Origin of the sequence: Planococcus chinensis, from assembly GCF_020071995.1 — a bacterium.
In the GTDB taxonomy this organism is placed as follows: Bacteria; Bacillota; Bacilli; order Bacillales_A; family Planococcaceae; genus Planococcus; species Planococcus chinensis_A.
In genome coordinates this window covers 1-21,275 of record NZ_JABWTK010000013.1, presented here as the reverse complement: position 1 = coordinate 21,275, position 21,275 = coordinate 1, and the positions used below count along the sequence as shown (strand labels likewise).

Here is a 21,275-nt window from a genome sequence, read left to right as displayed (position 1 = left end):
CGCAAAATGAGTTGGATTAAAAATTTATGGGATCGTTTGTTTTTCCAAGACACGGATGAAGAAATAATTGAAGTGGCTCCGGAGCAAGAAACGGAACCTGATGTCCGGCCGAAGAAATCGCCGTTCCGTTTTCCAGTCATAACAGATACAGAAAAAGAAGCTTTCTTAAAACAAAATCCGCGGGGGCGTCTGGGAGAATCGGTGCAGCGTGAAAAAACAAAAGCGGAAGCTCTTCATACAGCTCCGAAACGCAGACCGCATAGCCCGGCGTTAAACCAGAGCCGGCGCCATGAGCCTTCTGAGCCTTACTTGCCGGATTATGATGCACCCAAACAATCAACACCGATGGCAGAAGCCTATATGGTGTCGAAGCCGGCTAAAAAGCCAATTCCGAGACCGGCAGAGCCGAGAGTCCCAAGAGCAGTGCGTCCACCTGCTGCTCGACCGGTAACACCAAAGCCGTCCCGACTGGCAACAAAGCCCTATGAAGCGCCGAAATTTACGAAAAACCGGCATGTTGATACGCAGCCGATTAAGAAAACCCGCAGTTTCCAGCCAACCCGTGTTCCGTCTCCGGTCTATGGATATGGAGATGCCAATTCAGTCCCGGCAATGGGGACATTGGAGAAAAAAGGGCTGCAGATTGAAGAAAAGAATAACCAGCCGTCGCAAACTCCGCAAGACGTTTTAACAAAAGAAACAAGCCTTACCCGGAATACAGCAGAAGGGCTTGCGGCGACTGCCAAAGGCACAGCTGCATTGCCAACTGAATATCAGCCAGAAATTTTGTTCAGTGAGGAGCAGCCAATTTCCGAGGTGAAACATTCACAAAATCAAGGGTTTTCATTGACCGAGAAAACTTCTAGCAATTATGGGCAAGCAAATGCCGCAACTTTCGAATCCGAGGCGCCAACAGGGCAGCCGGATATTGAAGCGGAAAAAGCAGTGGAACTCCCGAGTGCCGATGCTGAACAGGCGCCGATTGCAGCTCCGGCTCCTGTTAAAACGAAAGCAACGAAGACAGCGTCTCAATCGGATGCAAAACGTGAAAAAACCGTGCCGTTCAATGTCTTGATGTTGAAATCGGATAAAGAACGCCAAAAAAAAAACAGCCAAGCAAGGCCGGCAGTTCTAGAAAATAAGCCGGCAGCGGAAAAAGCGGAACCGCTTCCCGCTAAAAAACTGGATGTAAAGACGCAGTTGATGTCTGAAGTGATCGCTTCATCAAAAGCGGCAACACCGGTACAAGAACCAGGGAAAGAAGCAGTTCAGGAAACAGTTCAGGAAGCAGTTCAAGCGCCGGTCCAAGAAACGGCTGCGCCTTATGAATACCCAAAGCTTGATTTCCTCCGCCCTCCAGAGAATGATTTGATTGATGAGACTTGGATGGAAGAGCAGGGGGAGCGCCTGATTGAAGCTTTGTCTTATTTCCAGATCCAGGCTTCGATTTTGAGCATCGTGCAGGGACCTGCTGTCACTCAATTTGAAGTAACCGTAGCCCAAGGGGTGAAAGTCAGCAAAATCCGCAATTTGGCGGATGATTTAAAATTGGCGCTTGCCGCGAGAGATATCCGGATCCAGGCACCGATTCCTGGAAAAAGTTCGATCGGGATTGAAATTCCAAACCGCAAATCCCGTCCCGTGCGGATTTCAGAAGTGATCGGGAGTCCGGTGTTCAAGGGTTCAGAGTCGCCGCTGGAAGCTGCGATGGGCCTCGATTTGACCGGCAAGCCGGTTACACTGGACTTGCGCAAAATGCCGCATGGCCTGATTGCCGGAGCTACAGGTTCCGGGAAAAGTGTATGCATTAACTCGCTGTTGGTGAGCTTGTTGTATAAATCATCGCCGCGTGATTTAAAACTGTTGTTGATCGATCCGAAAATGGTGGAGCTTGCTCCTTACAACCATATACCTCATTTGATCAGCCCTGTCATTACTGATGTCAAAGCAGCTACGGCTTCCTTGAAATGGGCTGTTGAGGAAATGGAACGCCGCTATCAATTGTTTGCGCATGTCGGAGTCCGAGACCTGAACCGCTACAATAAAATGGTTAAAGAAAAAGGGGAACACGCCCAGCATTTGCCATATATCTTAATTGTGATTGATGAGTTGGCTGATTTGATGATGATGTCGCCATCAGACGTAGAAGATGCCATTTGCCGGATTGCCCAAAAAGCGCGTGCTTGCGGAATCCATTTGGTTATTGCGACTCAGCGCCCGTCTGTCGATGTCATTACCGGGTTGATCAAATCCAATATCCCTACACGCATTGCGTTTTCTGTATCTTCCCAAGTGGACAGCCGGACAATTCTGGATGCGCAGGGAGCAGAAAGGCTGCTCGGCAGGGGAGACATGCTTTATCTTGGAAACGGCATGTCGGCACCGGTGCGCCTGCAAGGCACATTTGTGACGGATGACGAAATCGAAGAAGTGATTGCCCATGTCCGAAAACAAGGGGAGCCCGAATACTTCTTTAAAGAAGAAGAGCTCATTAAACGAAGTGAATCTCCGGATGTTCAGGATGATTTGTTTGAGGAAGCCTGCCGCTTCATTATCTCGCAAGGCAGTGCATCCACTTCCTTGTTGCAGCGGAAATTCCATATCGGATACAACCGGGCGGCGAGATTGATGGACATGATTGAACAGCATGGCTTTATTTCTGAACAAAATGGCAGCAAAGCCCGCGCTGTATTGATAACAGAAGATGACATGGCTGATGTTTTTCAGTAAAAAATGCCATTTCTTCACTATTTAACAGGAAAAATCGGTTATTTCATCTTAAATTCGAAAGATGGTATAATCGAGTGATTACGATTTGTAGACGGCTATAGATTCGCCCAGCGTTATTTATAGACCATTCTTCAACTTCCACAGGAGGTTCATTTATGACAGTATTACATTTTACCGGCATTAAAGGTTCCGGTATGAGCCCGCTTGCCCAAATCATGCATGATATGGGAGAGCACGTACAAGGCTCTGATATCGAAAAACATTTTTTCACAGAAGACCGGCTTCGTGAACGGGGCATCACCATTCTGCCTTTTGATGAAAACAATATTCAAGAAAATATGACCATTATTGCCGGGAACGCATTTAATGATGAGCATCCCGAACTCATTAAGGCGCGGGAACTCGGTGCAACCATTATCCGTTACCACGATTTCCTCGGTGATTTGATGAAGCAGTATGTGTCAGTGGCTATTACCGGCGCACATGGCAAAACTTCCACTACCGGCTTAATGGCGCATGTGCTTGACGGCTACAAACCGGTCTCGTATTTAATCGGGGACGGTACAGGCTTTGGGAAAGAAAATTCCCATTACTTTGTAGCGGAAGCTTGTGAATACCGGCGGCATTTCCTGGCGTACCATCCGGACTATGCCATCATGACCAATATCGATTTTGACCATCCGGATTATTTCACGGGTGTCGATGATGTATTCAAGGCATTTGAAGAAATGGCGCAGCAAGTCAAGAAATGCATTATCGCCTGCGGAGACGATGAGCATCTTCAAAGAATCCAGGCGCCTGTTCCTGTCGTCTACTACGGATTCGGACCGGAAAATGATTTTCAGGCACGGAACGTTGTAAAAGATACAGAAGGCACAACATTCGACGTAGTCATCCGGAATGAGTTTTTCCATACATTCCATATTCCAATGTTCGGGGACCATGCCGTTTTAAATGCACTGGGCGTCATTTCTTTATGCCATTATGAAAACATTCCTGCTGACATTATCCAGCAGCAACTATCCGATTACGGCGGCGTAAAACGCCGGTTTACCCAGACGGAACTGGGCGGCAATATTTTAATCGACGATTACGCCCATCACCCGACTGAAATTCGTGCTACGTTGCAATCGGCGCGCCAGAAATTTCCGGAACGCGAATTGATCGCGATTTTCCAGCCGCATACGTTCACCCGCACTCAAACATTCCTTCAGGAATTTGCGGACAGCTTGAGCGGGGCGGACCATGTTTACTTATGCGATATTTTTGGTTCGGCTCGTGAGCAGGCCGGCACTCTAACCATCCAGGATCTTGTGGAAAAAATCGAAGGCAGCCACGTGCTGCAGGCGGACGATGTATCGCCACTGCTTTCGCATGAACAGGGAGTTTACTTGTTTATGGGTGCAGGCGATGTGACCAAGTTCCAGGAAGCTTTTGAAAAATTACTAACTTCTCAGGAGACAGTTTGACTTTAAAGTCAAATTGTCTTTTTTTTATGAAGGATTTCCTATGGATTTGTGGAATAAAACTAAAGACCCTGTGTTTAGACAGACTTAGGGTAGGGTAGAAAAGGGATATAACAGTTTTGGAAAAGAAGGAGGAAACAGTATGGATTGGAGTATTTTGCTTTACATAGCTGCCATTGTTGCCGCTATCGGATTCTTAATTTTATGTGTGGCATTAGCTATGACATTAAACTCACTGAAGAACACTTTAAAAGAAGTGTCAGGCACTGTATCCGGCCTGGAAAATCAACTACAGGGTGTAACGTTGGAAACAACGAACCTGCTGCACAAAACAAATGCTTTGGCAGAGGACATCCAAGTGAAATCTGAAAAATTGAATACGGTGGTTGACGCTGTGAAAGGTGTCGGCAATGCTGTAACAGATTTAAACTCATCTGTCCGCCGCATCACGACTACCGTGTCTTCACAAGTTGAAGACAATGAAGAAAAAATCGCTCAAGTTGTTCAATGGGGCAACGTAGTCATGGGCATCCGCGACAAATGGAAAGAACGTAAGATTTATGAAGCACGCGCATCTTCATCTTATGCACCTGTTCCAGGGCAAAAGCGTTTGCCGCATAACGACCAGATTTAATTAAACCAAAACCAATGGAGGAATGTAAAATGATACAAAACAATAATAACAACAACCAAAACCCGAATTACAACGATTCTCAATACAATAAAAACTACTATTCTCCAACTGAACAGAATACAAACCAAAATTCTTATTATGCGAACGAAAGTGCTTTTAACCAAACTGATTATGTGCCGCAATCATACGGCATGGGCAACCGCTACGATGATCTATACGATTATGAAGAAGAAGCCGGATCAAAAGACTTTATCATTGGTGCATTAGTCGGCGGAATTATCGGGGCAGCTGCAGCCTTATTCCTAGCGCCAAAATCAGGCAAGGAATTGCGCACTGATTTGAATACGCACGCCAGCACATTGAAAGAAAAAACATCCGGTTATACAGATACAGCCAAAGAAAAGTCTAGCGGTTTGACTCAACAGGTAAAAGAGCAATCTTCTAAAGTGGTCGACAAAGTGAAAAACCTGAAAGGCGGCCAGTCTCCAATGGATGACGGCACGGCATCTTCTGAAGGCGAAGAACAGATCGAAATGCTGGATACTGTCCAAAGTTCTGTAGACCAAGCAGAATCTGCTGGCCATGAGGCGTTTGCTTCAACTGCCAGCGCTTTAAAAGAAGCGGTAGAAGAAGTGAAGGAAGAGAAGAAATCCAACACGTCTGCTACAAGCGGTACTTCTAGCACAACTGGATCAACAGGAACAACCAGTTCCACTGGCTACTCAACAGGAAACACAAGCACAACAGCATCTGGCACTACTGGAAGCAGCACAAGTTCAAATTCCAACAAAAACAATACAAACAGCTCGAACTCAAACAAAAACAGTTCAAGCAACACTTCAAACTCAAACAAAAACAACTCGAACTCAAACAACAGCTCAAACAAAAGTTCGAACAACAGCTCCAACAAAAATAATTCTGGCAACAACAAATCAACGAAATAATCTGGGAGCGGGTTAAATGGAAAATCTAGTGCGTGTACAAGATTTAGACAGTTTAAAACAGGCTACATCCGGTACAGAGCATTATTGGCTGTTCAAACATAGCAGCACATGCCCGGTATCCGCAGCGGCCTGGAATGAGTTCAATGAATATTGTTCTTTGCATCCGAACCAGCTATTTTTATTCCTGGTAGTTCAGGAAGATCGGGAATTATCGAACAATATTGAGGCGCTTACGCAGATTAAACACGAATCGCCGCAACTGTTTCATTTTTCCAATCAATCGGTTGATTGGCATGCTTCTCACGGGGATATCACAAGCAAAGCGATGCAGGAATTTATTGCTTAAAAAAAAAGCCGAAGCCTTGGTGCTTCGGCTTTTTGCTGCCTAAAATACTTTAGCGCGTTGAATCGCTAAAATAAATTGCGTGACTTTATCGAATACTTTGCTTATAATAACACTATTATGTTAATATGATTCACTAAGTAAGGTGATTCACGAAAGGGGAAGTAAAAGAATGAGCCATTCAGAATTAGAACAGCTTAGAGAAAAAGTCGATGCGGTCAACCTGCAAATCCTTTCTCTTATCAACGAAAGAGCAGCAGTCATCCAAGAAATCGGGAAAATCAAGGAAAAGCAAGGTGTAAACCGATACGATCCACTGCGTGAGCGCCATATGCTGAATCTGTTAAAAGAAAATAATAACGGTCCTCTTGCGCAAAAGACCGTTGACCATATATTTAAAGAAATCTTCAAATCCGCTTTAGATATGCAAGAAGAAGACCATCGCAAAGCGCTATTGGTATCGCGTAAAAAGAAAGCCGAAGATACGATCATTACGATCAACGGCGAACGCATTGGGGATGGCACACCTTCCTTCATCTTTGGCCCTTGTGCGGTAGAATCCCAAGAGCAAGTGTCTAAAGTGGCTGAAGCGATCGGTGCAAAAGGCCTTCGGTTGATCCGGGGCGGCGCGTACAAACCGCGTACCTCACCTTATGATTTCCAAGGGCTTGGTTTGGATGGGCTAAAAATTCTGAAAGCAGCTGCTGAACAATACAATTTGGCGGTTGTTTCTGAAATCGTTACTCCACACCATTTGGAAGATGCACTGCCATACTTGGAGGTTGTCCAAGTCGGAGCCCGCAATATGCAGAACTTCGAACTTTTAAAAGCAGTTGGCCAAATCAACAAACCGGTCCTCTTGAAGAGAGGGATGTCAGCAACTGTTGATGAATTCATCAACGCGGCTGAATACATCATCGCTTCCGGAAATGACCAAATCATTCTTTGTGAACGCGGCATCCGTACTTACGAAAAAGCAACGCGCAACACATTGGATATTTCAGCAGTTCCAATCTTGAAGCAAGAAACACATCTTCCGGTATTTGTAGATGTCACTCACTCTACTGGACGCCGCGACTTGTTGCTTCCAGCTGCTAAAGCTGCCATTGCAATTGGCGCTGACGGGGTGATGGCTGAAGTACATCCGGATCCAGCCGTTGCATTATCCGATGCAGCCCAGCAAATGGATTTAAACCAATTCGACGAATACTACGATGCTTTGATGAAATTCATGAAGCAATACGAATTGAAAATGTAATTCCGAAAAGCCGGGCATTCCCCGGCTTTTTCTTTTTGTGTATAAAGTGTGAAGAGAATAGTGGAGATTTGTCCTGAAAATGTAGGAGTTTGACAAATAATGACCGTATAATCATACACAATCCTATTTTTAGTTGATAACACGAAAGTTTTTGTCGTATGATAAAAGATATAGGAAAGGAGGGCGCACCGTGACTGTTACAATTTATGATGTAGCCAGAGAAGCAAACGTGTCCATGGCTACCGTTTCACGTGTAGTCAATGGCAATCAAAATGTGAAACCTGCTACACGAAAAAAAGTATTGAAAGTTATTGAAGAACTTGGTTATCGCCCTAATGCAGTGGCCAGAGGATTAGCAAGCAAAAAAACTACCACGGTCGGCGTCATCATTCCGGATATTTCCAACAGTATGTATGCCGAACTTGCCCGTGGAATTGAGGACATTGCCACAATGTACCGCTACAACATCATTCTGTCGAACTCGGATCAGAATGAAAACAAGGAACTTCAATTGCTTGAAACAATGCTTGGAAAACAAGTGGATGGGATTGTTTTCATGAGCGATGTGATTTCAAGTGAACTTCTTTATGAGATGAAACGTTCTCCAACGCCGATTGTATTGGCTGGCTCCATTGACGACTCCAATGCCATCGCTTCTGTAAATATTGATTATTACGGGGCAGCATATGAAGCGATGAAAAAGCTGATTGACAATGGCCATACAAGAATTGCTTTTGTCTCAGGCCTATTCAGCTCGAAAGTCAATAAAGATAAGTTGAAAGCGTATAGACAGGCTCTGCAAGATGCATCGATCGATTTTGATGAGCAGCTTGTGATTGAATGCGATAATTCCTACGATGAAGCGATTGAGGCAGTGAATACATTGGCGCCGCATAAGCCGACAGCTTATTTTGTCAGCAACGACGAAATGTCGATTGGTGTAATCCATGGTGTAGAAGCCAACGGCCAAAGGATTCCTGAAGATGTCGAAATCATCAGCTATGAAAATTCCAAGTTAGCGCGTATGGCTAGACCGATGCTGACTTCAGTGGCTTTGCCGCTTTATGACATTGGCGCTGTTTCCATGCGTCTTTTGACTAAATACATGAACGGGGAAGAGATCGAAGAAAACCAAGTCATCCTTCCATACCGGATCGAAGAACGCGCGTCTACAAAAAACGCTTAAATGTAAAGGAGCTATCCCAGAAAAATCTGGGATAGCTCCTTTTTCTATTAAGCATTGCGGATCATGTACAAAGCCTTGTTCAGCATTTGATGGTTTTTATCGGTAATTTCTTCTTTGCGGGGAATGGCTTGATACATATTGGCCGGATCCTCCCACGTGCCGATAAGCGGCACCGGAGATTCCGGCTGCCATTTGGAAAGCCAGGATTCCGGCAAATCGCCTGTCGGCAAGGCCATATCGTTCATTTCCATCCAAATCAGGGACCATGCTCTTGGAACGACACGCCAAATATCATAACCGCCGCCTCCTACTGCGATCCAGCGCCCCTCGCAGTACTCATGAGCCAGTTCATGGGCAATCCGGGGGATTTCCCGGTAAATGTTCATCGTGCCGTATAAATGGGTGAGAGGGTCTAAATAATGGGCATCTGCACCGTTCTGGGTCAGAATTACATCGGGTTTGAAAAACTCGATAATTTCTTTCATTGCTGTCCGGTAGATTTCCAGAAAAGATTCATCCTCTGTAAATGCATCAATCGGGAAGTTGAAGGACGTGCCGTAGCCTTGGCCGCTGCCGCGTTCGTTGATATTGCCGGTGCCAGGGAACAGGTAGCGGCCGGTTTCATGAATCGATACGGTGCATACATCCGGATCATCATAAAAACACCATTGCACACCATCTCCATGATGGGCATCGGTATCGATATAAAGCACGCGGGCACCGTACTTTTTCTTCATATAGTTAATGGCGACCGAGCTGTCATTGTAAATGCAAAATCCAGAGGCTTTCCCGCGGAATCCGTGGTGAAGGCCGCCGCCAAGGTTTAAGGCGTGCTGCGCTTTTCCTTCCATGACATAATCCACGGCAGTCAAAGTGCCGCCGACTAAACGGGCGCTGGCTTCATGCATGTTTTCGAAAATGGGTGTGTCTTCTGTTCCAATGCCGTAGCTTTCGCCCGCTTCCGGAGAAATTTCCCCTCGGCTCGCTTTTTTTACTATCTCTATGTAACGCGGGTCATGGGCGAGCATCAATTCTTCATCCGTAGCCACACGCGCCGGAACAACCGATGTTTCTGGAAGCGCATTCATTTTTCGCAGCAAATCAATGGTCAACACAAGCCTTTTCTGGTTGAAGGGATGCGTATCAGAAAATTTATACCCCAATTGATCTTCTGAATAGACAAAAACAGCATGGTTTATTCGTTCATTTGTGGTGTATTTGGCCATAAGACATCAAAACCTTCTTTTTGTAAGTCGTTTATAATGGCTAGCGGATTCATGGTTTGTACACGGAAAACCAGAATTTTGTTTGAGCTGTTTTTCTTATCGGGGTAAACGAGTACGCTTAAGACATTGACATGTTGGTTATAGAATACTTTTGAAACTTCATAAAGAATACCTGAACGGTTAGGAACCCGGATTTCGATATGGGAGCCGGGCTGATGGGCACCGGTCAATTCGATGTATTTATACAGTAGATCCGTTTCGGTAAGAAATCCGACTAACTTTTCCTGGCTGACAACAGGCAGGCAGCCGATTTTCTGCTCGTAAAAGATTAACGCGGTTTCTTCCACAAAATCCATTGGGTGGGCCGTAATCGGGTTTTTCGCCATGATTTCAGATACCAGTTTCTCGTATGCATTAATTTTAGGGGACACAGAAAAACGGGAAGGCAGTGCATCCTTCAAATCCCGTTCGGTCACTACGCCGACGACTTTGCCGTTTTCCACTACAGGCGCGTGGCGGATCCGCTTTTCTTCAAACAAATCGACTACATCCTGAACGGTCTGGTCCGGATGCAGCGTATATACATCAGTTTTCATAATTTCTTCAATTAACATGGAAACACCCCTTAATTCGTATCAGTACATATAGCGGTTCATAAAGCGAAGCTGATCAAATTTCTGTATGGATTCAGGATCGACCCGCTTGCCGATTCTTGCCATCAGGCAATTGGCAGGATGGGAGCTGATTTCCGGATCATCGGTCGCATAATATTCGAGACCGCCGGCCTGCATCATTTTTTCCATGATTTTTCGGTATTCCCAGACATTCAAGCCGGTTCCTTTTAAATCCCAATGCCAATAATATTCGGTGGTAATGACAATGAAATCCTCGAATGCATCATCCAACATCGATACCTTCAGCAAGGATTTGCCGACGCCGGTGCCGCGGAATTTAGGAATGACTTCAATGGCGCCAAGTTCGATAAGATTATCCATTTTCCCTTCCGACCAGCGCTCTAAAGGATCGGGGTAGAGAAAAGTGACATAGCCGACAATCATATTTTGATCCCGTGCAATCAAAATCCGCCCTTCAGGCAAATCGGCAATTTCTATAATCGCTTTATGCTGTTGCTCGGGTTGCCGAAACGCGACAAGGTCTTCATGAAAATCAAGCGCTTTCAATTCGCTGGATGGAATCGGCCCTTCAATGATGATTGTTCCGTGCTTTGTTTCTAACTCCATGGCATTATACGTTTTTTTATGCTCCATCATTTCACCGCCTGTTGGGTACAATTAGGTACATTATACATGAAAAGGAAGTGGAGTTGTGAAATTACATTAACAAAAACAGCCAGTTTTCTAAAAAGTTAAAATTATTCGCATTAAATTGTCAGAATGTTGTAGAATGGAAGAGAATCTATGCGAAAGGGTGATTTGGATGAAAGTGGAATTAATTCCAGCGAAACAAGGGGAGCACCATCTACATAATTACGAAGAAGTTGCGGCAGCTTTTGATTGGGCTGAAGTGGAAAAAGAATTTAGTTGGTATGAGACCGGAAAAGTAAATATGGCGTATGAAGCCATTGACCGCCATGCCGACTCTGACCGCAAAAACAAAGTAGCTCTTTACTACAAAGATCAGAATCGCCACGAATCCTATACATTTTATGAAATGAAGCGTATGACCAACCGGGCTGCTAATTTATTGAAAGCGCATTCGGAACTGGAAAAAGGGGACCGGATGTTCATCTTTATGCCGCGTTCGCCTGAACTGTATTTTGCCATGTTCGGTGCGTTGAAAATGGGCCTGATCGTCGGGCCATTGTTTGAAGCGTTCATGGAAGGTGCGATTTATGACCGGTTGGATGATAGCGATGCCAAGGCAATCATTACGACGCCGGAGCTTTTGCCGCGTGTTCCGCACGACCGTTTGCCAAACTTAAAGACCATTTTCCTCGTTGGTGAAAATATCGAAGAAGATGGCAAGACTGTTGATTTCATGAAGCATTTAAACGGTTCTTCTGATCAGTTCGATATTGAATGGCTTGATAAAGAAGACGGACTGGTGCTGCATTATACATCCGGTTCTACCGGCAAGCCGAAAGGTGTTCTTCACGCACAATATGCCATGGTGCAGCAGTATCAAACAGCCAAATGGGTGCTTGACCTGCAGGAGCAGGATATTTACTGGTGTACAGCTGACCCGGGCTGGGTGACTGGAACAGCTTATGGCGTATTCGCTCCTTGGCTGACTGGAACGACGACGGTCATTCTAGGCGGACGCTTTTCTCCGGAAGGCTGGTATAAAGCCATTGAAGATTTTGGCGTTACAGTCTGGTACAGTGCGCCAACAGCTTTCCGTATGCTGATGGGAGCAGGGGACGCTTTGGTGAAAGAATTTGATTTGTCGACTCTGCGCCATGTTTTATCTGTCGGTGAACCGTTGAATCCCGAAGTAGTGCGCTGGGGCGTCCAAGTATTCGACAGACGGATCCATGATACTTGGTGGATGACGGAAACCGGAGCGCAGACCATCTGCAATTACCCGTCAATGGCGATTAAGCCAGGATCGATGGGGAAACCGGTCCCAGGCATCAAAGTGGCCATCGTGGATGATCAAGGGAAGGAGCTGCCGCCAAACCAGATGGGGAACTTAGCCATTGAAAAAGGCTGGCCATCCATGATGCGGCAGATTTGGAACAACCCGTCCAAATATGAATCGTATTTCTTGAACGACCAGTGGTATGTTTCCGGAGATTCGGCCTACATGGATGAAGAAGGCTATTTCTGGTTCCAGGGCCGGGTTGATGATGTAATTATGACTTCAGGGGAACGCGTAGGTCCGTTCGAAGTGGAAAGCAAATTGCTTGAGCATCCGGCAGTTGCAGAAGCAGGAGTCATCGGGAAACCGGATCCGGTCCGCGGAGAAATCATTAAGGCGTTCGTTGCTTTAAATGACGGCTATGAACCATCGGATGAATTGATTCAGGACATCCAGCAATTTGTGAAGAAGGGTCTAGCTGCACACGCGGCTCCAAAAGAAATTGAGTTTAAGGACAAACTGCCGAAAACACGAAGCGGGAAAATCATGCGCCGGGTTCTGAAAGCCTGGGAACTGGATTTGCCGGCAGGCGATTTGTCTACAATGGAAGATTAAGAGACCAAACAAATAACCCCAGCTGAGTTTTCAGCTGGGGTTTCTTTTTGTGTTTTTTTACTTATGGATCAGTAGGCTCTTCCGGTTCTGTCGGTTCTTCCGGTTCAGCAGGTTCGTCAGCCGGCTCTTCCGGTTCTGTTGGTTCTTCCGGTTCAGCAGGCTCCTCAGGTTCTTCAGGTTCTGCTGGTTCTTCCGGTGTTTCTTCCGGATCGTCTGCCGGTGGAGTATCCGGTTCATCCTTTTCCTCTTCCTCTTTTGGTGCAGGTTTCGGTTCCGGTTTTGGTGCTGCGACACTCACCGTATTGGAAGCAGAAGACTGCTTGCCGGTGATATCGACGGCTACTACATAATAGCTGCCCGCACCCGGAACTTTGAATGAGTTGCCGCGTGATTCAGAGATAGAAGCTAAAGAGCCGCCGCCGCTGCGGTAAACCCGGTAGCCGACAATATCATTGGAAGGTGAATCGCTCCAAGTGATGGTCGTTCCGCTAATGCTGGCGCTGACACTTGATGGAGCAACTCCATCATGTTTCAATGAAGCTCCCGAAACGACTCTTGAGAATCTGGAGTTTCCAGGGAATAGCTTCCCGGCATCCCCGCCGAATGGAGCAAGCATGCGGTCGATATATGCTTGTGACACTCCAGCGCCGCCGCTTGTAACAAATTCTCTTGGCGTGCTGTCCAGAGCCAAGTAGCGGCTGCCATTAACGGTTGTATAAGACCCCGAAGTTAAACTGTCATCTGCTTTGTTCGGTGTCATGACGTTTTCGTTGAACAAGTCAGACGCGACTAGGCCAGCTGATGAACAGCCGCCGCCTGGCGCAAGGCCTGAAATGCTGCAGAACGAACGGGTGACAACGCCTTTTGGTGCTTTGAACGTTTCTTTAGCTCCAACTACGTCAGGAGCAACTTGATAAGTCGTATTCATTAAGCTCGCCCACAGTTGGTTCACGCGGACGGAAGGCTGCAAGTTGGTATTTCGGAAATTGTCTAGAGAGTATTTTTCTCTGTCATAGCCCAGCCATACACCCATTGTGATATTCGGGTTATACCCAACCAGCCAAACATCTCTTGTTTCTTGAGTTGTACCGGTTTTGCCGGCAAAGTCAGCGCTAAAGTTCAACAATCCATTGGCACGGTTGGCGGTACCTCGATCCGTGTCAAATACATCACGGAGCATATCCGTTAAGATATAAGCTGTTTGCGGTGTGTAAATTTCTTTTTCTTCGGCTTTGTGCTCAAATACTACGTTGCCATCCGCGTCTTCTATGCGTTGGATCATGAACGGCTCCACTTTCTTGCCGCCATTGGCAACTGCAGCATAGCCGCTAGTCAATTCTTCTACAGATCCTTCAATCCCGCCGCCTAAAGCAGCAGAAGCATTGTAGTTTTCATTTTCAACAACTGTTGAGAATCCGGCATTGATCAAATAATTAATCGGCATTTGTTCTCTGATTTGGCCATACAGGCGAAGGGCAGGCAAGTTTTGGGACTGTGCCAGTGCATCGCGCGCCGGCATGATGCCTTGTTCGCTTGTTGGAACAAAGTTGGCAGGCGTCCATGGCTTGCCGTTGTCATTTAATGTGAATTTCACATCGACTACGGGGCTGCCTGCACCAATTGCACCAAATTCAAGTGCTGGTCCGTAAACAAGCAAAGGCTTCACGGTAGAGCCGATTGAGCGGTATGCTTGTGTCGCATGGTTCAATTTTTCAACTTCATGGTCCCGGCCGCCGATAAAACTCAAAATCCGGCCGGTTTTGTTTTCAATCATCATGCTGCCTACTTGGACGGGAAGTTCTTTCATGACTTCTTCGCCATCTTCGTTGGTGGAGGCAACTGTTAAAGTCGTACCGTAACCTTTGTAAGCATTTTTCGCTTTTTCATGGGCATCGTATAGATCTTTATTGATGGTCGAATGGATCCGGTAGCCGTTCGAGCGGACTGCACGGTCAGCTAGAATTGCATATTCCTCGTAGATTTTGTTGTTTTCTTCAAGGGTTTTCGGATCGACGCCATCTTGTTCAGCGAGTACGTCCATAATGATTCGCGCTGCCCGTTTTTCAAGTTCAACGGTCACATATGGATATTTCTCGTATGAACGTTGTTCATCTTTACGGAAATCCTTCACGATGTCATAAGCAACCGCCTGATTGTATTCTTCTTCCGTGATATAGCCGGTTTCTTTCATCCGGAACAGCACTGTTTTCATTCGATCAATTCCTGGCTGCAATCCTTCCGCTTCTTTCAGTTTACCGCCTGAAGAATAAGGGGTATAGCGGAAAGGGGCTTTCGGAATCCCGGCAATAAACGCGGCCTGCGGCAAATTCAATTCGCTTGCTGAGGTATTAAAGAGTCCGTTAGCTGCAGTTTCAATGCCGGCAATATTAGCGCCGGAAGAGTTTCTGCCATAAGGGATGATGTTAAGATAAGCTTCCATGATTTCGTCTTTTGACATGAATTTCTCAAGACGCATGGCAAGCAGGATTTCTTTCGCTTTCCGTTCATAGGATACTTCATTTGTCAAAATCTGGTTTTTAATCAGCTGCTGGGTCAGCGTAGAGCCGCCTGTCTGGCTATCAGAGTTTGATACGTCCTGGAACAATCCACGAAGAATCGCTTTTGGCACAATGCCATCATGTTCCAAAAAATATTCGTCTTCGGTAGCGAGAACTGCGTCAATCGCTGTTTTTGAGACTTTATCCAATTGGATTTCTTTCCGCTCCAAATCCGTCTGGACTTTTCCGATATAGACCTCATTATCAAAAAACATTTCAGACGTTTCTTCGTAGCTGTAAATTTCTCCACGCATTTCATCAGGGGTCCGAAGTTTTTCTTCGTCCACTAAAGAAGCAAAATAACCGGCTCCGACTGAAGCGGCAAATACACCGCCTGCGACAAGGATAATCGCCAGCAGAATGGCCAAGTTCCAAAAGACGCTTGTCGTGATGCTTAACCTTTTATACCACTTTGCGGAGGTCCATCTATTTAAAGTTTCTTCAGTTTTCCTGAGAGCATTTTTCACCTTATCTTGCACTGTAATCCTCCTCCTAAATCTGGCTTTATTATAGCATATTCTGTGAATTGCAACGAAAAAGATTGACAATATGCCAGATTGAAGTAAACTAACTAATATATTTTCATATTCAAACGAAGAAGAGTCCGAAGTAGGGCGTGCGAACTTTGTCCAGAGAGCCGGTGGAAGGTGTGAACCGGTCAAAACGCAGCGGCTGAATTACAGGCTTGGAGTTTACGGAAGTGTCCCGTATGGCACATTAAGTCGGGAGATTCTGGTCTCCAAGCTGGGTGGTACCGCGCAATAGCGTCCCTGCATGAAATTCATGCAGGGGCTTTTTTATTTTCATTGAGGAGGAATTGGAATGGGCAACGAATTGATTGAAGACTTAAAATGGCGTGGTCTGCTGTACCAGCAGACTGATGAAGAAGGAATGGCGAAATTACTGGATGAACAAAAAATTTCCCTTTACTGTGGGGTAGATCCAACTGCTGACAGCATGCATATTGGGCATATTGTGCCTTTACTGACATTGCGCCGGTTCCAAAAACATGGCCATCAGCCGATTCTGCTTGTCGGCGGAGCGACCGGGATGATTGGCGATCCATCTGGCCGCAACGAAGAGCGCCAGCTGCAAACGACTGAACAAATTGATAAAAACGTAGAGGCCATCAAAGTTCAAATGGAACAGATTTTTGATTTTAATTCAGAAAACGGAGCCCGTATGGTCAATAACCGCGACTGGATCGGCGAAATGAGTGTCATCGAATTCCTGCGTGATTACGGGAAACTGATTTCCGTCAATTACATGCTGGCAAAAGAATCCGTAGCATCCCGTCTGGAAAGCGGCATTTCGTTTACTGAGTTTACGTACACGTTAATCCAGGCGATTGACTACAACCATTTATACGATCATTACAATTGCCGGGTTCAAATTGGCGGGTCCGACCAATGGGGCAATATCACTTCCGGCCTTGAAGTGATCCGCAAGACGCATGACGAAGAAGCCAAAGCATTTGGCATCACGATTCCGCTGGTGACAAAAGCGGACGGAACGAAGTTTGGGAAATCAGCGGGTGGAGCGGTTTGGCTTGATGCCAAGAAGACATCACCGTATGAGTTTTACCAGTTCTGGATTAATACGGCAGACGCCGATGTGATTAAATACTTGAAGATTTTCACGTTCATCAGCCGCGGGGAAATTGAAGCACTGCAACAAACGGTAGAAACCGAGGCACATTTGCGTAAAGCGCAAACGGTACTTGCAGAAGAAATGACAAAACTGATCCACGGCGAAGAAGCGCTCGAAGATGCTCAGCGCATTACGAAAGCATTGTTCAGCGGGGATTTAAAAGCTTTGTCTGCTGAAGAGATGAAAGCCGCCTTTAAAGACGTTCCTTCTGTTGAAATGGTGAAAGAGCCGAAAAGCATTGTCGATTTGATTGTTGAAGCCGGCATTTCCTCTTCGAAACGCCAGGCAAGAGAAGATGTGACAAACGGCGCGATTTCAGTGAACGGCGAAAAAGTGACCGACTTGGAATACGTCATTGACGAGAAAGACCGGCTGGAAGATGCCTTTGCAATTGTGCGCCGCGGCAAGAAAAAATACCATATGGTGCAGTTTCAATAAATAGAAGAAATGACTCAAGCAGCCAGATATTTCCTGGCTGCTTTTTATTTTACTTCTATAGAAAAGGCGTAATTGCCACCCCCTTGCTTCCAATCGGCAAAGATATGAAAGACGTAGATTCCTGGAGCTTTCGGAGCGGTAAGGAGGCCATTCCTTAAGAGAGCGGGCTCGCTGTTTGTTTTGCTTGTCCAGAGTTCAGCACTTAAACTTCCGGGGAGGGGCTGCTTATTGAAATCAATGAGTATAGCGGCGCCAGCTTTTACGGCTGCAGGCGCAGTCTCAACTCCTTGTTCCCAAGGACTTGCATAAGACATGTCCACACATTCTGCTTTCCAGGTACTTTCCCAGCAGTAAGAACCTGGCGTAGTTGCGACCATTCTGCCTTCAGCTTTAACGGAAGGCATTGGAGGAGAAGCGATATAGCTGTAGCCTATAACCAGCAAAACTACACACAAAAGAAATGCGAAATTCTTGATCAGAAAAATCACTCCTCCATTTTTAGCAGTAGACGCAAATTGTCAAAGGAAAGTTACATGTACTTAATAGCGCAGCACCAAGAGGAAATGGGTTCATGTTTAGCGGCAGGGCAGAAGGGTATTTTGAAACTGTAGCATTTCCATTGCTCAAAAACTGAGGAGGCGTTTAAGAATGTCAAAAGTAGTTGGTTCTTACCATTCGGAGAATGAAGCAATCGATGCAATTGAAGACCTTAAAAGACAAGGATATCGTTCAGAGGATATCTCGGTTCTCAGTAAAGACAAAGAGGAAACGCGTAACGTAACAGAAGAAACCGGAACGCATGCCGGGGAAGGCGCAGCAACCGGCGCGGTTACAGGCGGAGCTCTTGGCGGATTGGGCGGTGTACTAGCAGGCATCGGAGCACTTGCCATTCCAGGCATTGGGCCGATTGTAGCTGCCGGGCCAATCGTAGCCGGGCTTACGGGAGCAGCAGCGGGTGCCGGAGTCGGCGGACTTGCCGGTGCTTTAATTGGCATGGGGATTCCGGAGGATGAGGCCCAGGAATACGAAACGCAATTTAAAGAAGGCCGAATTCTTGTGTTGGTGGATGACAGCAACAGCGCGATTCCAGATCACAATGACCGCGATAGTTTCATAAGTGGACAACAATCCAGCACTGGAGTGGTGCGGGAAACGTACACGACGGACCGAACAAGCTCTGGAATTACTAGAGATTCGGATTCCTTTGGCCGCGATTCAAGTCTTGGCGATAACCGCAATTCCTTCGATTCCACAAGCGGCAGGGATGCGGATATCGGTTCAACGAAAGATGCATACATCAGCAGCAGCAATGCCGATGATGGAACGACCCGTGAAACCTATATCAGTGAGCGCGACTCACAAGACGGGTTGATCCGCGACAGTTCAGCGCTTAACCATAACCAGGACCCACTCATTGGCGATGAGCGCAGTTCAACCATCAGAGGCGACCGCAATTCAGCTTTAGGCAGCGACAGCGATGCCGGGTTGGATGACGATTTGGATCATCCGAACAAAAGAGGGCAAGCAGGATTGTAAACAATTCCAAAGTAAATAGGCGAACCCGTATTCCAGGGTTCGCCATTGTTATGTCTGTTTTTCACGTATGAACCGCGGCAATTCCATATCGCTGTATAATTCCGGATGAATCAGTTTGCCCAACCGGATCGCTCCTTCGATGAGGCGCGGAGAAGGGCGGCAATACAGTTCTTCTTCCATGATGTGGATGTGGCTATAGCCTTTCATTTCATTCCAGCCGGGCCTTTTGCGGACCAGTTCCGGTTTTACTTTTGAAGTCATGATGCCGACCCAGGCAAGCAAAATATAGTCCGGGTCGCGCTGCCGCACATCTTCCCAATCCGTCTGGAAATTTGCAGAAGGGACGTCTTCAAATGCATTGCGCGCACCGGTAATCTGGCTGATTTCCGTCAGCCAGTTCACGCTGCCGGGTGTAAAAACGGGCTTTGGCCACCATTCCCAGTAAAGCGACGGGTGGATCTCTGCTTGGGAAGAGCGTTTCTTAATGTCTTCAATGACTGACAGAAATTCCGTATGTATCGGGTATGCATCAATGCCGCATGCTTGTCCGACAGCCAGTAAATCCTGGCCGATATCCTCGAGCGTTTGTGGATTCAGCACCAAATGCGGGATTTTTCGGCGGATCAGCTCTTCTACGTTTTTCTCCATTCCTGGCACACTCAGTGAAGCAAGCACCAGATCCGGCTTTAATGCTTCGAGTTCATCCATCCGAATGGCTAAATCAGGACCGAGTCTCGGCAAAGCAGTGATTTGGCTGGGCCAGTCGGAATAATCATCGATGCCGACCAGTAAATGATCTGCACCTAAAAAAGCCAGCAGTTCGGTATTGCTAGGGCATATTGAAATGATTCGCATAGCTGCACCTCCGTTTTTTTCAGTTTAGCATAAAGCGGTGAAGAACCAAACGGGGGTTGCTTAACTCTTCCGATAAATTGGAATACAATAAATTTTTTGAATGAATTAATGCATGCCGCAGGCCAATGTATTATGATAATTAACAAGTAGTTAAGGTCAGCCTGCAATCAGCTTCAAAAAGGCAAAGGCCGGGAAAGTTGCAGGAGTGAGCAGGAGGAAAAGAAAATGGTGGAAAATCAGCAATTGCACGAATATTTGCGTGAACGCACATGGGAAATGACTGAACAATGGTATGGAACGTTGAATAAGAACCAAAGAGGAATTTACAGCACCAACAATCCGGAAGAAGTAGAAAACCTCAAACGCCAAAACCATGATTTTCATGTGTTGTTCTGTTCAATGTTTTCTGAGGATCAGCAGGACTTTCCCCAGGAATTTCAAGATTGGATTGAGGAAATTGCCACAGATGACGGACATTTAAAAACACCGATTGTCGTGGTCATTGAAGAATTCTTCCGAACCCAGCAGCAATACCTTAAGATAATTGCAGAATTTGCATCCCAGCATCAAGATAAAGTCACTTTTGAGCAATTAAGCAAGTGGAATCTGGCAATCGTCGAAACGATCGGGAAAGTCATTCTTGAATTTACGGCACAAAATACAAGAGTGGCACAGGAACGCCTGCAAACCCAGCAGCAGATGATTGTGGAAATGAGCGCGCCTGTGATTCTTCTGACGAAAAGTTCAGGATTTTTGCCGCTGGTGGGGGAGATCACTTCACACCGGGCCCAAATCATTTTCGAAAAGACGTTAAAACAATGTGCCAAGCATAATCTGGAACGGCTGGTTGTCGATTTATCGGGCGTGCCGATCATTGATACGATGGTTGCGCAGCAAGTGTTCCAATTGATCACCGGTTTGAAAATCATCGGCGTCAAAACAGCTTTATCCGGAATCAGTCCGATCATCGCACAAACTGCGGTGCATCTCGGCATCAAATTCACGGATATCGAAGTGTATAACTCACTTGCCCAGGCGTTGAAAGAAAACGGTGTCCAGCTTGTGCAATAGCAGGCTTGAAAATCCTTTGCCGAATCGGCGAAGGATTTTTTATGGCATAAAAAAACCCCGAAACGGAAAACCGTTTCGGGGTTTTTAAAAGCAACAGATTAACGTGAGTAGTACTCAATAGTATCGAAAACCCTTTGCACTGTAAGGGTTTGGTGGGCTGTTTCAAAAAGCTCCCCCAGAAGTTCCCCCAGTTCCTACATATTCATAATTCGTGAGAAGGATTC

17 protein-coding genes are annotated in these 21,275 nt (G+C 46.2%); 11 read left to right on the top strand and 6 right to left on the bottom strand.

Annotated features, from left to right (window positions below; all coding sequences use genetic code 11):
- Positions 1-6: 6 nt before the first annotated feature.
- From HU147_RS16705 to ccpA, 7 genes are all read left to right on the top strand, one after another.
- Positions 7-2,730: a DNA translocase FtsK gene (locus tag HU147_RS16705; protein ID WP_224077284.1), complete on the top strand. Its 2,724-nt coding sequence runs from the start codon at positions 7-9 to the stop codon at positions 2,728-2,730.
- A gap of 155 nt (positions 2,731-2,885) precedes the next feature.
- Positions 2,886-4,199, top strand: coding sequence for a UDP-N-acetylmuramate--L-alanine ligase (gene murC, locus HU147_RS16700; RefSeq protein WP_224077283.1), 1,314 nt, complete (start codon positions 2,886-2,888; stop codon positions 4,197-4,199).
- Between the two features lie 139 nt (positions 4,200-4,338).
- Positions 4,339-4,830 (top strand): DUF948 domain-containing protein, encoded by a 492-nt coding sequence (locus tag HU147_RS16695; RefSeq protein ID WP_036804904.1) that lies wholly within the window; start codon positions 4,339-4,341, stop codon positions 4,828-4,830.
- A gap of 29 nt (positions 4,831-4,859) precedes the next feature.
- A complete protein-coding gene (locus tag HU147_RS16690) occupies positions 4,860-5,774 on the top strand; it encodes a YtxH domain-containing protein (RefSeq protein ID WP_224077282.1) in 915 nt (304 codons plus the stop codon).
- A gap of 16 nt (positions 5,775-5,790) precedes the next feature.
- Positions 5,791-6,120, top strand: coding sequence for a bacillithiol system redox-active protein YtxJ (ytxJ, locus tag HU147_RS16685; RefSeq protein WP_224077281.1), 330 nt, complete (start codon positions 5,791-5,793; stop codon positions 6,118-6,120).
- A 169-nt stretch (positions 6,121-6,289) separates the two neighbouring features.
- Positions 6,290-7,375, top strand: coding sequence for a bifunctional 3-deoxy-7-phosphoheptulonate synthase/chorismate mutase (locus HU147_RS16680; protein ID WP_224077280.1), 1,086 nt, complete (start codon positions 6,290-6,292; stop codon positions 7,373-7,375).
- A gap of 190 nt (positions 7,376-7,565) precedes the next feature.
- Positions 7,566-8,561, top strand: coding sequence for a catabolite control protein A (gene ccpA, locus HU147_RS16675; RefSeq protein ID WP_224077279.1), 996 nt, complete (start codon positions 7,566-7,568; stop codon positions 8,559-8,561).
- Between the two features lie 47 nt (positions 8,562-8,608).
- Here the strand turns inward: ccpA and HU147_RS16670 are convergent, their stop codons facing one another.
- From HU147_RS16670 to HU147_RS16660, 3 genes are read right to left on the bottom strand one after another with little or no spacing between them, the layout of a single operon-like run.
- Positions 8,609-9,787 (bottom strand): acetoin utilization protein AcuC, encoded by a 1,179-nt coding sequence (locus tag HU147_RS16670; protein WP_224077278.1) that lies wholly within the window; start codon positions 9,785-9,787, stop codon positions 8,609-8,611.
- The gene (locus HU147_RS16665; RefSeq protein WP_224077277.1) at positions 9,757-10,401 is read right to left on the bottom strand and encodes an acetoin utilization AcuB family protein; all 645 of its coding nucleotides are present in this window, start codon (positions 10,399-10,401) and stop codon (positions 9,757-9,759) included. Before HU147_RS16665 ends, HU147_RS16670 begins: the two co-directional genes overlap by 31 nt.
- 21 nt (positions 10,402-10,422) lie before the next feature.
- Positions 10,423-11,055, bottom strand: a complete 633-nt coding sequence (locus tag HU147_RS16660) for a GNAT family N-acetyltransferase (RefSeq protein ID WP_224077276.1) — start codon at positions 11,053-11,055, stop codon at positions 10,423-10,425.
- Positions 11,056-11,224: 169 nt separating this feature from the next.
- On the opposite strand from HU147_RS16660, the gene acsA reads away from it, so the two are divergent.
- The gene (gene acsA / locus HU147_RS16655) at positions 11,225-12,943 is read left to right on the top strand and encodes an acetate--CoA ligase (protein ID WP_224077275.1); all 1,719 of its coding nucleotides are present in this window, start codon (positions 11,225-11,227) and stop codon (positions 12,941-12,943) included.
- A 61-nt stretch (positions 12,944-13,004) separates the two neighbouring features.
- On the opposite strand, the gene HU147_RS16650 is transcribed toward acsA, so the two are convergent.
- The gene (locus tag HU147_RS16650; RefSeq protein ID WP_224077274.1) at positions 13,005-15,980 is read right to left on the bottom strand and encodes a transglycosylase domain-containing protein; all 2,976 of its coding nucleotides are present in this window, start codon (positions 15,978-15,980) and stop codon (positions 13,005-13,007) included.
- A 343-nt stretch (positions 15,981-16,323) separates the two neighbouring features.
- Between HU147_RS16650 and tyrS the strand changes: the two genes are divergently transcribed.
- On the top strand, positions 16,324-17,589 hold the full coding sequence (tyrS, locus tag HU147_RS16645; RefSeq protein ID WP_224077273.1) for a tyrosine--tRNA ligase: 1,266 nt from the start codon (positions 16,324-16,326) through the stop codon (positions 17,587-17,589).
- A 44-nt stretch (positions 17,590-17,633) separates the two neighbouring features.
- On the opposite strand, the gene HU147_RS16640 is transcribed toward tyrS, so the two are convergent.
- The gene (locus tag HU147_RS16640; protein WP_224077272.1) at positions 17,634-18,077 is read right to left on the bottom strand and encodes a hypothetical protein; all 444 of its coding nucleotides are present in this window, start codon (positions 18,075-18,077) and stop codon (positions 17,634-17,636) included.
- Positions 18,078-18,237: 160 nt separating this feature from the next.
- Here HU147_RS16640 and HU147_RS16635 point away from each other — a divergent pair, with 160 nt between their 5' ends.
- Complete coding sequence (locus HU147_RS16635; protein WP_224077271.1) at positions 18,238-19,125, top strand: general stress protein; 888 nt, start codon at positions 18,238-18,240, stop codon at positions 19,123-19,125.
- A 48-nt stretch (positions 19,126-19,173) separates the two neighbouring features.
- Here HU147_RS16635 and HU147_RS16630 read toward each other — a convergent pair whose 3' ends face one another.
- The gene (locus HU147_RS16630; protein WP_224077270.1) at positions 19,174-19,980 is read right to left on the bottom strand and encodes a cobalamin-binding protein; all 807 of its coding nucleotides are present in this window, start codon (positions 19,978-19,980) and stop codon (positions 19,174-19,176) included.
- A 225-nt stretch (positions 19,981-20,205) separates the two neighbouring features.
- On the opposite strand from HU147_RS16630, the gene HU147_RS16625 reads away from it, so the two are divergent.
- Entirely contained in the window at positions 20,206-21,051 is an 846-nt protein-coding gene (locus HU147_RS16625) for an STAS domain-containing protein (protein ID WP_224077269.1), read from the top strand.
- Positions 21,052-21,275 lie beyond the last annotated feature (224 nt).

Bases quoted from the DNA above. Each gene is read 5' to 3' on its own strand.
- HU147_RS16705 (WP_224077284.1), top strand. From the start codon at position 7: ATGAGTTGGATTAAAAATTTATGGGATCGTTTGTTTTTCCAAGACACG.
- HU147_RS16690 (WP_224077282.1), top strand. From the start codon at position 4,860: ATGATACAAAACAATAATAACAACAACCAAAACCCGAATTACAACGAT.
- HU147_RS16660 (WP_224077276.1), bottom strand. From the start codon at position 11,055: ATGGAGCATAAAAAAACGTATAATGCCATGGAGTTAGAAACAAAGCAC.
- HU147_RS16635 (WP_224077271.1), top strand. From the start codon at position 18,238: ATGTCAAAAGTAGTTGGTTCTTACCATTCGGAGAATGAAGCAATCGAT.
- HU147_RS16695 (WP_036804904.1), top strand. From the start codon at position 4,339: ATGGATTGGAGTATTTTGCTTTACATAGCTGCCATTGTTGCCGCTATC.
- HU147_RS16665 (WP_224077277.1), bottom strand. From the start codon at position 10,401: ATGTTAATTGAAGAAATTATGAAAACTGATGTATATACGCTGCATCCG.
- HU147_RS16680 (WP_224077280.1), top strand. From the start codon at position 6,290: ATGAGCCATTCAGAATTAGAACAGCTTAGAGAAAAAGTCGATGCGGTC.
- murC (WP_224077283.1), top strand. From the start codon at position 2,886: ATGACAGTATTACATTTTACCGGCATTAAAGGTTCCGGTATGAGCCCG.
- ytxJ (WP_224077281.1), top strand. From the start codon at position 5,791: ATGGAAAATCTAGTGCGTGTACAAGATTTAGACAGTTTAAAACAGGCT.
- acsA (WP_224077275.1), top strand. From the start codon at position 11,225: ATGAAAGTGGAATTAATTCCAGCGAAACAAGGGGAGCACCATCTACAT.
- HU147_RS16630 (WP_224077270.1), bottom strand. From the start codon at position 19,980: ATGCGAATCATTTCAATATGCCCTAGCAATACCGAACTGCTGGCTTTT.
- HU147_RS16670 (WP_224077278.1), bottom strand. From the start codon at position 9,787: ATGGCCAAATACACCACAAATGAACGAATAAACCATGCTGTTTTTGTC.
- tyrS (WP_224077273.1), top strand. From the start codon at position 16,324: ATGGGCAACGAATTGATTGAAGACTTAAAATGGCGTGGTCTGCTGTAC.
- HU147_RS16625 (WP_224077269.1), top strand. From the start codon at position 20,206: ATGGTGGAAAATCAGCAATTGCACGAATATTTGCGTGAACGCACATGG.